Below are 14,722 nucleotides of genomic sequence, written 5' to 3'. Positions count from 1 at the left end.
CATCCGATGGAAACAACGACTGGAATCAGGACAGAATTCCCAACCCGCCCCTCATTTTTTCTGATCTTGCAGTACCCTGTCCGGCCACACGAGGAGGAGCCATGCCGTCGAAGCCCGCAGAGGTGCAGGTCAGGCCAGGAGTCGAGGGTGACCTCGAAGCCCTCACGGACCTCTACAACCACTACGTGCGTGAGACGCCCATCACATTCGACACCGCGGTCTTCACTCCGGAAGAGCGCCGCCCTTGGCTGCTCTCCCACCCTGAAGACGGGCCGTACCGGCTGATGGTTGCCGCGGAGAACGGCCTGCGGGGGAACTCACAGCGGATTCTGGGGTACGCCACATCCAGCCCTTACCGGCCGAAGGCCGCCTACTCGACCTCCGTGGAGGTGACCGTCTACGTCGCTCCGGACGCCGGCCGCCGCGGCATCGGCACACTCCTGTACACGTCCCTCCTCGCGGCCCTCGCCGACGAGGACCTGCACCGCGCGTACGCGGGCATCGCCCAGCCCAACGAGGCGTCCGTACGGCTGCACGAACGCTTCGGTTTCCGCCACATCGGCACGTACGGCGAGGTCGGCCGCAAGTTCGGCAGGTACTGGGACGTGGCGTGGTACGAGAAGGAGCTGTGAGGCCGGTCGCACGAGCGCCTCGCGGCCCCCTCCCGGAGCGGCACCCTGGCCACCCCGGCCCACTTCCCGCTCAGCCGAACTGCACCGACCGCTTGGCCATTCCCATCCAGAACCCGTCGATCACCGACTTCTGCGCGTCCAGCTCGCCGGAGACCTCCGCCGCCCCCATGGTCACGAACAGCGGCGCGAAGTGCTCGGTGCGCGGGTGGGCGTACCGGCCGGCCGGGGCCTTGCGCAGGAAGTCCAGCAGGGCGTCCCAGTCCCGGGTCTCCAGGGCGCGGCGGCCCCAGTCGTCGAACTCGGACGACCAGGTCGGCACTCCCCCGCCGGTGTGGCGCAGGGCGGCCAGGTTGTGGGTGAAGAAGCCGGAGCCGACGATCAGTACGCCCTCGTCGCGCAGCGGGGCGAGCCTGCGGCCGATCTCCATCAGCCTCACCGGGTCGAGGGTGGGCATCGAGATCTGCAGGACGGGGATGTCCGCGGCCGGGAACATCTCGACGAGCGGCACGTAGGCGCCGTGGTCGAGGCCGCGGTCGGGGATGTCCTGCACAGGCGTACCGGGGGCGCGCAGCAGTTTGCGTACGGACTCGGCGAGCGCGGGCGCGCCGGGGGCCTCGTACGTCACGCGGTAGTAGTGCTCGGGGAAGCCCCAGAAGTCGTGGACCAGGGGGACCGTCTCGACCGCGCCGAGGGCGAGCGGGGCCTCCTCCCAGTGGGCGGAGACGATGAGAATCGCCTGGGGGCGGGGCAGGTCGGCGGACCACGCGGCGAGCTGGCCGGGCCAGACGGGGTCGTCCGCGAGGGGCGGGGCGCCGTGACTGAGGTAGAGGGCGGGCATGCGCTCCTGGGGGACGGCACGCTCAGGGGTGGCGGCGGACATGGCGGTGACTCCCTCCGAGGGTTTCCGGGACAGGTCCTCGCAGCCTCTCGGCTTCCCTCTTGCTTACGCCTGTTGCTTGAATCCTAAATCTCCTACCGCCCATAACTGTAAGCGCCACTTGTTTAAATTTCAAGGATAAGCGCCGTAGAGTGGAGTACATGAAGAAGGCAGCCGCATCCGCCGACGAGCCCCAGTGGCTCACCGCAGAGGAGCAGCGCATCTGGCGCTCCTACCTGCACGCCACCTATCTCCTCGAGGACCACATGGACCGCCAGCTCCAACGGGACGCCGGCATGCCCCACGTCTATTACGGCCTCCTCGTCAAGCTGGCCGAAGCCCCTCACCGGCGGCTGCGCATGACCGAACTGGCCATGCACGCCAAGATCACCCGCTCCCGCCTCTCCCACGCCGTCGCCCGCCTGGAGAAGAACGGCTGGGTACGGCGGGAGGACTGCCCCTCCGACAAGCGGGGCCAGTTCGCGGTACTGACCGACCAGGGCCTGGGCGTCCTCAAGAGCGCCGCTCCGGGCCACGTGGCCGCCGTACGCAACGCGCTCTTCGACCGGCTCACCCCGGAACAGCAGAAGTCCCTCGGCGAGATCATGGAGATCGTCGCCGAGGGACTTCAGCCGAACGAAGCGGGTGCCGACCTGCCCTGGCTGCGCTAGGGCAGGTCATACCTCAGGACCAAGAGCACTACGGGGGTCACAGGAACTACGGGCCGCGAGAACTACGGGAGCCGCGAGAACTACCGGCCCGGAGAACCAGGGGATCCGCGAGAACTAGGGGCCCCGAGAACTACGGCAGGCTCGTTGAGCTCAGTTGGCCCGGTGGGCCCGGTGGGCCAAGCGGTATCGATGGGCCCGGTGGGTGCGGTGAGCCAGGCGGTCCGGTGGGCCCGGTGGGTGCGGTCGGCCAGTTGACCTCAGTGAGCCACCACCGGCACGGGCATCGCGTCCTCGGCGTTCTCGCCGTCCCCGGTGCCCGAACCGCCGATCGCGCTCATGTCCGGCTTGCCGGCGTTGACGAGCGTCAGGGCGATTCCGGCGGCGACGACCAGGATGCCGACGGCGAACCAGATGGCGCTGGTGTAACCCTGCACCATGCCCTCCAGCTGGACCAGCCGCTGCTGCGACGGGGAGGTCGCGGAGGCGAGGTGGTCCGTGATGTAGGACGTGGTCGCGGACGCGGCGACGGTGTTCAGCAGGGCGGTGCCGATCGCGCCACCCACCTGCTGCGAGGTGTTCACCATCGCGGAGGCGACACCGGCGTCCCGCGGCTCGACGCCCTGCGTGGACAGGGACATGGCCGGCATGAACGCCGTACCCATGCCCAGACCGAGCAGCAGCATCGCCGGCAGCAGCAGGGCCGTGTATGAGGAGTCGATCTCCATGCGGGTCAGCAGCAGCATGCCGAGCGCGGCGACCAGGAAGCCGGGGCCCATCAGCAGGCGCGGCGCGACCCGGGTCATCAGGCGGGTGCCGATCTGGGTGGAGCCCGTGATCATGCCCGCGATCATGGGCAGGAAGGCGAAGCCGGTCTTGACCGGCGAGTAGCCCTTCACGATCTGCAGGTAGTAGGTCAGGAAGAGGAACAGGCCGAACATCGCGATGATCGCCAGGCCGAGGGAGAGGTAGACACCGCCGCGGTTGCGCTCGGTGAGCACGCGCAGGGGCAGCAGCGGGGCCTTGACCCTCGCCTCGACCACCACGAAGGCGGCGAGCAGTACGCCGGACGCGACGAACATGCCGATGGTCACGGAGTCGCCCCAGCCCTCGGACTCGGCGCGCGTGAAGCCGTAGACCAGGGCGACGAGGCCAAGGGTGGACAGGATGACGCCCGGGATGTCGAGGGCGGAGCGGTTGCGCCCGCCCTCCGGCTCACGGATGACGAAGTAGGCACCGGCCGCGGCGACGATGGCGAAGGGGATGTTGACGAAGAACGTCCAGCGCCAGTCGAGGTACTCGGTGAGGAACCCGCCGAGGATCAGACCGACGGCACCGCCACCACCGGCGATGGCGCCGTAGATGCCGAACGCCTTGGCGCGCTCCTTGGCGTCCGTGAACATCACGGCGAGCAGCGAGAGCGCGGCGGGGGCCAGGAGGGCACCGAACACACCCTGCAGGGCGCGGGCGCCGAACATCATCGCCTCGTTGGTGGCCGCGCCGCCCAGCGCGGAGGCCACGGCGAAGCCGGCCAGGCCGACGACGAAGGCGCGCTTGCGGCCCCACAGGTCGGCGATCCGGCCGCCGAAGAGGAGGAGCCCGCCGAAGGCGAGCGCGTACGCCGTGACGACCCACTGACGGTTGCCGTCGGAGATGCCCAGGTCCTGCTGGGCGGAGGGCAGGGCGATGTTCACGATGGTCGCGTCGAGGACGACCATCAGCTGGGCGAGCGCGATGAAGACGAGCGCTTTCCAGCGACCCGGGTCGGCCTGGGGGGCGCCAAGCGCCTTGGTGGCTGTTTCAGACATGGAGGTACCCACTTCGGGACTTCGTGACGGAAAAAGTGAGACGTGCTGGGAAGATCAGGAAAAACGGAACGGAATGCGAAGAACGCCGAAAAACAGTGACAAGCACGGTGACGATCTACGAAGAGCTACCCATAGCTGCGAATGGCCAGGAAAGTAGCTGAACGTAATGAAAACGGTCGACGGGCTGGGCGAGGCCGCAGAGGCGCGCACGGCCGGGAAAGAGGGACGGCTTGCCCACGGCGACGGCCGCACCGCGGATGCGGAACCGGTCGCCGGGGAACCGAAGGGCTGGGGTGGCTCGGATTCGCTCAGGCCTGGCGCAGTTCCTCCATGGTCACGGCCGCCCCCGGCAGGACGGATCGGGCGGGGGCCCGCAGTCCGTCCAGGAACAGCTGGAGATGGCGGTGGACGAAGCGGTCCGCGTTCAGGCAGGCGGTGCCCGCCGGGGGGCGGCTGAGCTGGGCGACGGCGACCATCAGGTCACCGAAGCCGACGTCGTCGCGGAGCTGCCCCGCGCGCCGGGCGCGTTCCATGACCTCCTCGACGAGCCGCTCGGCGCGCACCCGGGCGGCCTCGAGGTCGGGGTGGTTCGCGTCGAACGTGCTGGTGACCATCGGGCACAACGCGCCGATACGTTCGTCGGCGGCGACGTGCACGAAGCGCTCCAGCGCGCCGAAGGCGTCGCCCGTCTGCGCGAGCGCCTGCCGGGCCGCCTCGGCCGTCCGGTCCATGACGGAACAGACGACCTCACGGACCAGCGCGTCCCGGTCCGGGAAGTTGCGGTACACCGTGGCGTTGCCGACGCCGGCCCGGCGGGCGATGTCGTCGAGCGGCACGTCGGGGCCCAGCTCGACGAACATCTCGCGGGCGGCGGTGACGATCCGCTCCCGGTTGCGCAGGGCGTCGGCGCGCGGCCGGGTCGCCTTGCGCTGCGCGGAAGCTGTGGCCTGCACGGCGTCCTCCTCGTGACGGTGAAGCGGGACGGGCACCGACGCGACACGGCGATCGCGCCACGGCGATGTCGATGCGGCGATGCGGCATTACGGGTGTTACCGGTGTTACGGGTGTTACGGGTGTTCGCCCTGCGGCGTTACGGATGAGCGACCGATCCGGGGAAGCGCTCCCCGTTTCAGTCGGACACCTGACTAAACGGGGAGACGATCCCCGGTTATTTCCCGCCGACCGATTCTTTTGATGTGACCTGAGCCACACACGCCCTCGAGTCCGCCTCTCCCACCTCTACGCACGAGTAATCCCCGATCGGCCTCCTCAGCGCGCGCCTCCGCTGCCTCCGACGGAGGGTGACCACAAGGGTGCAGCCGGTGACGGTGGCTGCCTGGAGCGAGAGGTTCCTGCATGCAGCCGCAGCCTGAGCGCCCCCGGGGAGCCCACCAGGGCACGCCCGGGGAGCCGCTCCGCCGTCGGATATGCCCGCGCCGCGTGGCCGCCTTCGCGTCCGTGACCGCCCTGACCCTCGCGGTCAGCACCTCGGCCGGCTCCGGACGACTCGGCCCGCACCCGACGACGCCGGCCGGCGCGGGACCGATCTCGCTGGCCCGCTCCGCCGCCCTCGCCCCCTGCATGATCAACGGCAGCCCCACCGTCCACATGTCCGAGGGCGTCCCGACGCCCGGCGGCTACTCACGCTCCACGGGCACCGTCCGCGCCTTGACCCTCATGATCGACTTCTCTGACGCACCCGGCAGGGGCACCGCGCTGGACCGTTTCCGCGAGTTCTTCCCCCAGACCCGGCAGTGGTTCCGCACCGCCTCCTACGGCCGCCTCGACTACCGCCCGGAAACCCCGATCCGCCACTGGCTGCGCATGCCCAAGCCGTTCAAGGCGTACGGCATAGAGCGCGGCGCGCCCTTCGACCCCGGCTACCGGGAACTCGTCCAGGACATCGTGGCCGCCGCCGACCCGACCGTCGACTTCCGGGCGTACGACCTCCTGAACGTGCTGGTCACCCCGAACGCCGGGCCCTCCGCGCTGGACACCGTCCTGTCGGTGACGTTCGCCGGCAACCCCGAGGCGCCGGTGGCCGACGGTGTCGCCGTCGCGAACGCGTCCTTCGTCTACTCCCGCCAGGACGACGGCTCCGGCTCCTACGCCGAGACCGGCTACCGCGTCCTGCCGCACGAGAACGGCCACGTCTTCGGCCTGCCCGACCTCTACACCCAGGAGGGCGGAGGCGCGGTCGGCCACTGGGACATCATGAGCGAGGACTGGGGCGCCAACAACGACCTGCTCGGCTGGCACAAGTGGAAGCTGGGCTGGCTGGACGCCGACCAGATCAACTGCGTGGCCGCCCGCGGCACCTCGGAGTACGCCCTCACCCCCCTCTTCCGTCCGGGCGGCCCGAAACTGGTCTTCGTCCCACTCGACCGCCGCACCGGCTACGCCGTGGAACTGCGCACCCGCGGCGGCAACGACGAGGCGGTCTGCCGCCCCGGCATCCTCATCTACAAGGTCGACGCGAACATCGACACCGGCATGGGCCCGGTGAACGTCTTCGACTCCCAGCGCGACAGCGGCGGCTGCACCCGCAGCCCCAACGTCCACGCCGAACTCTCCGACGCGCCCTTCGTACCGGGCGAGACCTTCAAGGACCCGAAGCGGAGGGTGCGGATCTCGGTGACGGCGGCGGACCTGGAGGGGAAGTACCGGGTGCGGGTGACGCGGGGGTGAGTGTCCTGCGGACCGGGGCGGCGGGGCCACAGGGGCCGGCGCCCTCGACTCGGATTGGCGCCACAGAAGTCGGCGCCCTCGACTCGGATTGGCGCCCGCGACTCGGACCGGCGGGGCTGGATGACTACCGTCGTCTCCGCGGCCGTGGACCGATCTGTGACTACGGTAAGCCTGCCGCGACCGCCGTACGGAGAGCCGATGCCCGCGAAGACGACGCCGACCACGCCACCCGCCCGGGACACGCCCGACGCGCCGGAGACGTCCGACCTGCCGGGGACGCCCGTCCCGTCGCCCGTCCCGGAGGAGGCGGTCACGCCGCTGATCCGCGGGATCGCCGTGCTGACGGAGCTGACGGCGGCGGGCGGCACCATGAGCCTGAGTGGCCTGGAACGCGCCACCGGCCTGGCCCGCTCCACGGTCGACCGCATCGCCGCCACCCTGGCCCGCATGGGCTACGTGCGCCTCGACGGCCGCGACGCCGTACTGGCACCGCCCGTGATGGAACTCGGCAACGCCTACCTGGCCGCCCTGCGCCTGCCCGCCCTGCTGTCGGAGCGGGCGGACGCCCTGGCCGACGACCTGGACGAGTCCGTCTCCCTCGCGGTCGCCGACCGCGAGGGCATCCGCTTCATCCACCAGGCGACCCGCCGCCGCGCCATGTCCCTGAGCTTCCGCATCGGCGACCTGCTCCCCGCCGAACGCACCGCGCCGGGCGCCCTGTTCGCGACGGAGTGGACGGACACCGACTGGCGCCACTGGCACATCCGCCGCGCGAAGGACCCCGAGGGCCACGGCTTCCCGGCCGTCCCGCCCCGCCGGCAGCCCGCGTCACCCGAGGACTTCACCCGGCGGACGGCGCAGGCCGAGGCGGAGGGCTGGGCGCTGGACGACCAGCTGATCGAACCCGGCCTGGTGGCGGTCTCGGCCCCGGTCCGCGACCCGCTCACCTCCCGCATCGCGTGCGTGGCGAGCGTCGTGAGCCACACCAGCCGCCACACGGCGGCGGACCTGCGGACGACCCTGCTGCCCCGGCTGCGGGCGGCGGTGGCGGCGATGGAGGAGGACCTCCGCCAGGCCCCACCCCCCGAGCCGGGCCCGCCCCCCACCGGCCTCGCGATCTGGACCGGCGCCTCCAAGCAGGAACTGGGGCGGGAGTTCGTCGAGTCCCTCGCCCGCGGCCTCACCGTCCTCACGGCGTTCGGCGAGGGCCGCTCGGCCCTCACCCTCAGCGAGGTGGCGAAGGCGACGGGCCTGGCGCGAGCGACGACCCGCCGGGCCCTGATCACTTACGACCACCTGGGCCTGGTCACCCCGACCCCCGACCGCGCCTTCACCCTCACCCCCCGAGTCCTCTCCCTCGGATTCCCGCCCCTCTCCCGCACCTCCCTCCCCCGCATCGCGACCCCCCACCTGACCGCCCTCACCACCCTCCTCCACGAGTCGACCTCCCTGGCGGTCCTCACCGCCTCAGGCACCGACATCCACCACACCACCCGCGCCACCGCCCCCCACGTCATGAGCGCGGACCTGCCCCTGAACACCCCCCTGCCGGCAGGCGCCACATCGGCGGGGAGGGTGCTGCTGGCAGGGGCAGCCCGGCAAGCGGGGCGGTCCGAGACCTCCCTCACGGAGGTCCGCGCCCAGGGCTACGCCCTGATGGACGAGGAACTCGAGGAGGGCCTGCGCACGATCGCGGTCCCCGTCCGCGACCGCACCGGGCGCACGGTCGCCGCCCTCACCGCGGCGACCCACGCTGCCCGCCGCACCCGCGAGGAATGCGTCCACGACATCCTCCCCACCCTGACCACCACGGCCTCCCACATCGAGACCGACCTCCACGTGGCCTCCCGCTTCACCCGGGTCCCTCTGACCTGACCCCCACACCCCGCCGATCAAATCCGGTACGCTGACGCCTGTGGCCCGCGCGGCCACGATCACGCCTTCGTAGCTCAGGGGATAGAGCACCGCTCTCCTAAAGCGGGTGTCGCAGGTTCGAATCCTGCCGGGGGCACCAGGGAAAACGGCCCGGACCGACCATGGTCCGGGCCGTTTTGACGGCACCATTTGACGGCAGTCGCCTCTCAGGCTGCCGGAAGGCGACGCTTGAGCAGCCGATCCATGTGGCTGATCGCCTCCCGCTGCGTGTCGTGAACGACGTGCGTGTACACGTCCATCGTGATGCTGATCTGGCTGTGACCCAAGATCTCCATGATGACCCGTGGCGCCACGCCGGCCGCCGTCAGCAGCGTTGCGCAGCCGTGCCGTGCGTCGTGCAGCCGGACCACCCGCAGCCCTGCATCGGCCGCGACCCGCGTGAAGGACCGGTAGACGTTGCGCGGCTCGACCGGCCGGCCGTTCCGCGTGGCGAAGACGTAGCCGGTAACTGACCAGACGACGCCCGTGCGAGCGAACGCCTCGCGCTGCCTCAGTCGGTGCCAGCGCAGCGGCGCAATGCACAGCGCGGGCATCGGCACCACGCGGCTGCGGCGGCTCTTGGGGTCGTCGTCGTACAGGGTGCCCCTACGGCGCTGGGTCTGCTGCCGGACGTGCAGGACGCGGTTGTCCAGGTCCACGTCGGACCAGCGCAGGCCCACCAGCTCGCCGCGCCGCAGGCCCATGGCAACGGCCAGCACGAACGCGGCGTACAGCGGGTCTCGGCGCGCAGCCTCCAGGAAGGACAGCGTCTCTTCCAGGGTCCACGGCCGGATCTCCCGCTGCTTGACGCGCGGCGGCTCGACCAGCGACGCGACATTCCGAGTGATCAGTTCTTCTCGCACCGCCGCCGTGAGTGCCGTACGCAGCACTCGGTGCGCTTCCTTGGCTGTCGCGGCCGTGTGGGTGTTCTGCATGCGAGTGATGAAGCGGCGTACGTCGGCGACGCTCAAGGTCTCCAGCCGTTTCGTGCCCAGCACGGGGACCAGGTAGAGGCGCACATGAGTTTCGTACTTGTCGTAGGTGCTGAGCTTGCGGCGCGGCTCGATGTAGTGCTCTAGCCAGTACGGCAGCCACTCGGAGAGCTTGGCGGACCGTGTCGGCGTCGGGATGCCCTGGCGGTCGCGGCGCACCAGCTCCTGACGCTTGGTGTCGCACTCCTCCCACGTGTTCCCGTACACCGTCTTGCGCTTGCGGGTGCCGTCGGGTTGAGGGACGTACACGCGTGCCTCGTAGCGGCCGTCCTTGCGCTGCCAGATGCTTCCAGCGCCGTTGGGGTTCCTTTTACGGGAGGCCATCAGGCTGCGTTCTCCTCGATTCGTTCCTGCATGAAGGCGCGCACGCTGTCGGGAGACACGCGGCGTGCGCGCCCGATGGTGAAGCTCGCCAACTGACGTGAGCGGATGAGGTCGTAGACCTTGCTGCGGCTCAGGCGCAGCGCGGTCATGACCTCAGGGACGGTGAAGGCTTCGGGCGTCTCAGGCACGGCGGTGCGCACGTCGAACCTCCGGATCTCGGGCGGGGCTCGTACGGCCCCCTTCTGGGAAGTCCGCTACATCCGCTACAGCGCTACATCGCAGGTCAGCAGGGGTGTTCTTGTAGCGGAGGGGTGGCGTGTAGCGGCTACGCATGCGCTACGGGGTTGTGGGCGTAGCCGCTACACGCTTCGGTGCCGCTACAGATTCAGGGGCTCTGAGCTGGGCTGTAGCGGTGTAGCGGATGTAGCGGAGTCCTGAGAGGGGGGCGGGCAGTAGCGCGCCCATGCGTCCGCCAGATCCTCGGCGTGGAAGCCCTTGAGGACTCCGCCTGCGGTGCGGATGTTGCGCGACCGGACGGGGGTGTTGTCGGCGGTCATGTACTCGCCGAGCATCCGGGCAAGGCGCCGGTTGTCGAGCGGCTTGCCGTCGAGGTCGGCCCACGGGGCGTCGTCGAGGGCGTTGAGTCGGTCGAGGATGGCGATGGTGGGCAGCTTGTCCACGCCGATCAGGACGTGGTCGCGGAGGTCGGTCAACAGCCGGATACCGAGGCTGTGTTTGTCGGTGGTCTGCGCGGCCCTGACGAGCGTCACGCACGCTGCGCGTGCCCGCTCGGGCCACTGGCCGCCGACAGCGTCCGCGATGGCCAGCAGCGGCTCCCACACGTCGGCGGGGCGGTCGGTGACCCCGTCGGGCATCTCCGGCCAGGCGCCGAGCACGAAGCCGCGTGCCTGCGCCGCCCATTCGGCAAGCCGGTCACGCAGCTTGTGCCCTTCCGCCTCGTGGAGGCGGGCGCGGAAGGGTTCCACGCGTTCGTTACGAGCCCGTCGGCGCATGCGGATGACGATGGAGCGGGTCAGGATCGTGTCGGGCAGCGAGCCGAGACCGGCGACCGCGACCGCGCAGTACGAGGGGAACGCCTGCACAGTCTGGTTGCCGCCGTCCCCGATGCACCGGTAGGTCACGCCAGTACGGCGGTGCCCGGCGTTCAGGAAGCCACGCAGGTCCTCGTTGTCCCCGGCCTTGGGACCGAAGATGGTGTCGATCTCGTCGAACAGGATCGTGGGCCGCCCGTCCACCCCGGACACGGCCCGGAAGAGCGCGGCGGCGGACGCGTTGACCGCGACCATCGGGTGCGGCACGAGCGTTTCCACGATCTCCAGCGCACGGGACTTCCCCGACCCCGGTTCCGGGGACAGGAAGGCCAGGCGGGGGGTGGAGTCGAAGCAGTCGAGCAGATGGGCGTGCGCGTCCCACAGGGCGACCGCGACGTACGCGGCCTCGGTGGGGAAGACGTTGAAGCGGCGGTGGAAGGCTTCCACCTCGTCGAGCAGCGTGGCGCCGTCGATGGGGTCGGTCATGCGGCGGCCCTTCCTTCCTGGGAGGCACGCAGGGGGCACACGGTGCGGTGGGCGGTGTGGTCGTCGATCAGGGGGAGCACGCGCGGCTTGCCGATCGCCGAGCGGTCGCGTCCGCACGCGCACCACGAGGTGGCGGTGGGAACGGCGCCACTCGGGGCGACGATGTGCAGCCACGCGATGGGGCGGCGGCCGTCGTCGCCGTGCGGGTCAGAACCGAGAGCAGTTCGGACGCCCTGACGGGCGGCGCCTTTCGGCTCGCCTACGGCCGCAGCGTCCACAGACTGTGGAGCGACGTGCAGCCTGTTGGGGGTGTTGGTGAGGCAATCCAGGGCGGGGGGAGTCGGTGCCGTCATGCCGCCTGCCTCGGGGTGGCGTGGGCGATGACCCAGTCCAGTGCGCTGCGGATCGTGGTGCGGCACTCGGACGGCGGCAGGCCGGTAGCCTCCCCCGCCCCCTGGATTGCCTGCTCCACCACATGCCGGGGGATGTCGCCCCACGCCACGAACCGCCCCACCTTGCAGGTGCTCTTGTGCAGGGTGTTGTTGCGGCCGTGCGGTCCGCCCTCGGTCGCGGCGGCGATGACGGCGCACTCGCGCTCCAGCGCCACGCGTGCGGCGCGGGTGCCGTCGTGGACCCGCACGGGCACCGGAGCGGGCCTGTCCGGCTCCACGAGCAACGTAGCCAGCCAGGCGGGCAGTTCGGCTACCGGCGCTTCGTGGGCGACCTCGTACGCGCCGTCGGGGGTGGTGCTGCCGGGGGCGACGACGTAACCGCCCCACGCGCGGGTGTCGATGTGCGGTCCGAGCCGGTCGACGCTGCACTTCAGCCGTACCCCGGTGGGGGCGGTGAAGTAGAGGTGTTCACCGCGCGCGGTCCGCACCCGGTAGGTCTCGGGCAGTGCCTGCCCGGCGCGCTCGCAGAGCGCTTGCAACGAAGTGGCGCCGTCAGGCGCTCCTTCTGGCTCTTCCGCCTTGACCGGGTCCAAGTCGATGACGAGCAGTCCGGCTGGGCCGGTCGCGATGCCGACGTTGTAGGGCCGGTGCGCCCATGCGGCGTGGATCAGGTCGGGGTCGGTGGTTGCTCGCTCTTCCGGGGTGCGGTGGCCGTCGGCGCAGCGTCCGGTGCCGGGGCAGGCGCGTTCGGCGTGCCCGGCGGGGCGCTTGCTGCCGGGGTGGAGCGGGATGACGGGCCAGCCGCGTTCGGCCGCCGTGAGGGCGGACGCGAGCAGCGGCAGGCACTCCAAGGATGCGCTCGGGATGCCGTCCAGCGGTAACGGCCGGTGGCCATCTCGCCGGATGTCGGTGGGTTGGGTCATGCTGGGAGGCCTCCACAGGTCTGTTGAAGGGCTGGTGGAAGGCGGCGGCCCCGGTTCTGGTCGGATGGGGGCCGCCGTCGTCTTGTGTGGTGGGTCAGGCGGCGGCGGACTCGTCGCCGGGCGTGGCGGTCAGTCGGCCGTCCAGGGTGCGGACGACGGTGCCGCCAGTCGTGAGTTCCTTCACGGCCTTGGACACGGCGCTCTTGGACAGGCCCGTGATGGTGACCAGGTCCTTCTGGCGGACGGGTTCGTCTGCGGTCTCGATGGCCTTGAGGACGCGGGCGACGGAGCCGTCCGTGGCCGGTGCCGCTTCGGTCGCGGTGTCCTTGACGAGGGTGAGCGTGGGGGTGCCCGCGGCTTCCACCGTGGGGGCCACGGTGCGGGACCAGGGGGTGCGCTCGGGCAGGGCGATGACGACGCTCTTGTCCATGTAGCGGACCTGGACGGGGTCGGGCTTGCGCTTGCCGTCCCGGATCAGCGCCACACCGGGGACGGGGAGTTCGTCGGCGTTCCAGCCCTTGGCCTGCGCGTCCTCACCCAGCACCACGCGCGCTTCGGCCGGCGTGCGGACCGCGAGGCAGATGGAGACGCCGATCTGCGGGGCGATCTGCTTGGGGATGCCGTCGCCGATGGTGGGCTTCTGCGTCATCCACCACAGGTCGATGCACGCCGCGCGGCCCATGCGGGCGATGGACTCCAGGCCCGGCAGGGCGGAGCGGTTGACGGTGCGGGTCTTGCCCTCGCCGGTCTCGGTCTCGCACGGGACCTTGTCGGCGGCCGTCATGACCTCGGCGCCCTCGTCGACGACGACCGTGATGCGCGGCCGATCCGGGGTGGGAGTCCAGGTGTCCTGTCCCTTGGGCAAGATGCTGAGCCGCTCCAGCATCTCCGTCTCCAGCTCGTCGACCACGTCGACGACTTCGCGCGGGGTGGAGGCGACGCGGGCCCGGTGGTCCCACAGCCGGCCTTCCACGCGCTTGAGGTCGATGATGACGAGCGCGTTCGTGGCGCCCTCGGACGCGTCGAACAGCAGCGGCCGGGACGCCACCGACTTGCCCGCACCCGAGCGTCCGGCGATCAGCAGCCGTTCTCCGAGCGGCACGGTGACCTGCTCGCCGGTGACGGTGTCGATGCCGAGCGAGCGTCGCTCGGGCGTCCACTTCAGGTCGTCGCCGTCGGCCGCGCTGCGGGTGCGCAGGATGAGTTCGGCCCAGCCTCCTTGCTTGCCCGCCTTGATCTGCATGCGCAGGCTCGTGCGCGCGCCGAGCAGGGCGCGGATGTGGTCCTCGGCCGTGCGGAGCTTGGTCGCCGTCCATGTGCCGTCGAGGCGGACGGCGCACGCGATCCCGGCTTCGGTCAGCGTGGGCCGGCCGGTCAGCGTGCCTGCCAGGCCGCGCTGTTCGGCGTGCTCCTTCCAGTGCTGCGGCTGAAGGCGCTTCAGCAGCGCCGACTCCTCGGCGGTGGGCTTCAGGCCGGTGGTGTCGCGCTCGCGCACGGCCACCCACACCATGAACGCGGTGACGGCGGCGACGACGGCGACGGCCGACCACACCCACACGCGGGCGGAGACCTGCGGCAGCCACACGTATCCGGCGACCCCGAGCGCGGTGGCGGTCTTGGTGGCGAACAGCCACATGGGGTCGGGCACGCGTCGCTTGGCGGTGCGCAGTTCGCGTTCGGCGCGGTGGCGGATGGGGGTGACGCCCTCGGGGTCGATGGCGCGCGCGGTGGCCAGCGCACGGCGGGCGTCTCGTACGAGGGGCTTGCGTTCGGCGCGCAGGGCGCGGCGGCGCTCGGCTTCCTTGCGCCAGTGATCGGCCGTCCAGCGGGCGGCGGTTGCGGCGTACTGACGGTGGGTGCGCCAGACTTGTCCGTGACTCACGGGTGTCCTCTTCTCAAGGATGGTGGGTCGGTGGTGACGGGCCATGCGACGGCCCGTCACCACACGCGGGTGTTACGCGGAGTG

General features: G+C 70.9%; 12 protein-coding genes and 1 tRNA gene. 5 read left to right on the top strand and 8 right to left on the bottom strand.

All coding sequences use genetic code 11. From position 1 onward, the window contains the following. The first annotated feature begins 101 nt into the window (after window positions 1–101). A complete protein-coding gene (locus tag ACIBBD_RS25775; protein WP_399421901.1) occupies window positions 102–632 on the top strand; it encodes a GNAT family N-acetyltransferase in 531 nt (176 codons plus the stop codon). 70 nt (window positions 633–702) lie between these two features. Here the strand turns inward: ACIBBD_RS25775 and ACIBBD_RS25770 are convergent, their stop codons facing one another. Continuing rightward, a complete protein-coding gene (locus tag ACIBBD_RS25770; RefSeq protein WP_399421900.1) occupies window positions 703–1,512 on the bottom strand; it encodes a dioxygenase in 810 nt (269 codons plus the stop codon). Between the two features lie 158 nt (window positions 1,513–1,670). Here ACIBBD_RS25770 and ACIBBD_RS25765 point away from each other — a divergent pair, with 158 nt between their 5' ends. After that, window positions 1,671–2,180: a MarR family winged helix-turn-helix transcriptional regulator gene (locus ACIBBD_RS25765; protein ID WP_399421898.1), complete on the top strand. Its 510-nt coding sequence runs from the start codon at window positions 1,671–1,673 to the stop codon at window positions 2,178–2,180. A gap of 257 nt (window positions 2,181–2,437) precedes the next feature. Here the strand turns inward: ACIBBD_RS25765 and ACIBBD_RS25760 are convergent, their stop codons facing one another. Next, the gene (locus ACIBBD_RS25760; protein ID WP_399421897.1) at window positions 2,438–3,985 is read right to left on the bottom strand and encodes an MFS transporter; all 1,548 of its coding nucleotides are present in this window, start codon (window positions 3,983–3,985) and stop codon (window positions 2,438–2,440) included. 308 nt (window positions 3,986–4,293) lie between these two features. Further along, on the bottom strand, window positions 4,294–4,938 hold the full coding sequence (locus ACIBBD_RS25755; protein WP_399421896.1) for a TetR/AcrR family transcriptional regulator: 645 nt from the start codon (window positions 4,936–4,938) through the stop codon (window positions 4,294–4,296). Between the two features lie 403 nt (window positions 4,939–5,341). On the opposite strand from ACIBBD_RS25755, the gene ACIBBD_RS25750 reads away from it, so the two are divergent. From ACIBBD_RS25750 to ACIBBD_RS25740, 3 genes are all read left to right on the top strand, one after another. Beyond that, window positions 5,342–6,673, top strand: coding sequence for a M6 family metalloprotease domain-containing protein (locus ACIBBD_RS25750; RefSeq protein ID WP_399421895.1), 1,332 nt, complete (start codon window positions 5,342–5,344; stop codon window positions 6,671–6,673). 198 nt (window positions 6,674–6,871) lie between these two features. Further along, a complete protein-coding gene (locus ACIBBD_RS25745) occupies window positions 6,872–8,548 on the top strand; it encodes an IclR family transcriptional regulator C-terminal domain-containing protein (RefSeq protein WP_399421894.1) in 1,677 nt (558 codons plus the stop codon). A 63-nt stretch (window positions 8,549–8,611) separates the two neighbouring features. Then, window positions 8,612–8,687 (top strand) — tRNA-Arg (locus tag ACIBBD_RS25740). Window positions 8,688–8,754: 67 nt separating this feature from the next. Here the strand turns inward: ACIBBD_RS25740 and ACIBBD_RS25735 are convergent. The 5 genes from ACIBBD_RS25735 to ACIBBD_RS25715 all read right to left on the bottom strand — a co-directional run bounded on the left by ACIBBD_RS25735 (window position 8,755) and on the right by ACIBBD_RS25715 (window position 14,638). Further along, entirely contained in the window at window positions 8,755–9,903 is a 1,149-nt protein-coding gene (locus ACIBBD_RS25735) for a tyrosine-type recombinase/integrase (protein WP_399421893.1), read from the bottom strand. Beyond that, a complete protein-coding gene (locus ACIBBD_RS25730; protein ID WP_030650313.1) occupies window positions 9,903–10,103 on the bottom strand; it encodes a helix-turn-helix domain-containing protein in 201 nt (66 codons plus the stop codon). The genes ACIBBD_RS25735 and ACIBBD_RS25730 overlap by 1 nt, the downstream gene beginning before the upstream one ends. 177 nt (window positions 10,104–10,280) lie before the next feature. Further along, window positions 10,281–11,441: a DUF3631 domain-containing protein gene (locus ACIBBD_RS25725; RefSeq protein WP_399421892.1), complete on the bottom strand. Its 1,161-nt coding sequence runs from the start codon at window positions 11,439–11,441 to the stop codon at window positions 10,281–10,283. 349 nt (window positions 11,442–11,790) lie between these two features. Continuing rightward, window positions 11,791–12,756: a bifunctional DNA primase/polymerase gene (locus ACIBBD_RS25720; protein WP_399421891.1), complete on the bottom strand. Its 966-nt coding sequence runs from the start codon at window positions 12,754–12,756 to the stop codon at window positions 11,791–11,793. A 94-nt stretch (window positions 12,757–12,850) separates the two neighbouring features. After that, window positions 12,851–14,638, bottom strand: coding sequence for a MarR family transcriptional regulator (locus tag ACIBBD_RS25715; protein ID WP_399421890.1), 1,788 nt, complete (start codon window positions 14,636–14,638; stop codon window positions 12,851–12,853). Window positions 14,639–14,722 lie beyond the last annotated feature (84 nt).

The sequence above is a fragment of the Streptomyces sp. NPDC051315 genome, from assembly GCF_044455165.1.
In the GTDB taxonomy this organism is placed as follows: domain Bacteria; phylum Actinomycetota; class Actinomycetes; order Streptomycetales; family Streptomycetaceae; genus Streptomyces.
The sequence above is the reverse complement of the archived record's forward strand: the minus strand, read 5'-3'. Positions and strand labels throughout refer to the sequence as shown.

What these genes read in the sequence shown, in the direction of transcription:
- ACIBBD_RS25775 (WP_399421901.1), top strand. Translation starts at nt 102, where the DNA reads ATGCCGTCGAAGCCCGCAGAGGTGCAGGTCAGGCCAGGAGTCGAGGGT.
- ACIBBD_RS25770 (WP_399421900.1), bottom strand. Translation starts at nt 1,512, where the DNA reads ATGTCCGCCGCCACCCCTGAGCGTGCCGTCCCCCAGGAGCGCATGCCC.
- ACIBBD_RS25765 (WP_399421898.1), top strand. Translation starts at nt 1,671, where the DNA reads ATGAAGAAGGCAGCCGCATCCGCCGACGAGCCCCAGTGGCTCACCGCA.
- ACIBBD_RS25760 (WP_399421897.1), bottom strand. Translation starts at nt 3,985, where the DNA reads ATGTCTGAAACAGCCACCAAGGCGCTTGGCGCCCCCCAGGCCGACCCG.
- ACIBBD_RS25750 (WP_399421895.1), top strand. Translation starts at nt 5,342, where the DNA reads ATGCAGCCGCAGCCTGAGCGCCCCCGGGGAGCCCACCAGGGCACGCCC.
- ACIBBD_RS25745 (WP_399421894.1), top strand. Translation starts at nt 6,872, where the DNA reads ATGCCCGCGAAGACGACGCCGACCACGCCACCCGCCCGGGACACGCCC.
- ACIBBD_RS25735 (WP_399421893.1), bottom strand. Translation starts at nt 9,903, where the DNA reads ATGGCCTCCCGTAAAAGGAACCCCAACGGCGCTGGAAGCATCTGGCAG.
- ACIBBD_RS25725 (WP_399421892.1), bottom strand. Translation starts at nt 11,441, where the DNA reads ATGACCGACCCCATCGACGGCGCCACGCTGCTCGACGAGGTGGAAGCC.
- ACIBBD_RS25720 (WP_399421891.1), bottom strand. Translation starts at nt 12,756, where the DNA reads ATGACCCAACCCACCGACATCCGGCGAGATGGCCACCGGCCGTTACCG.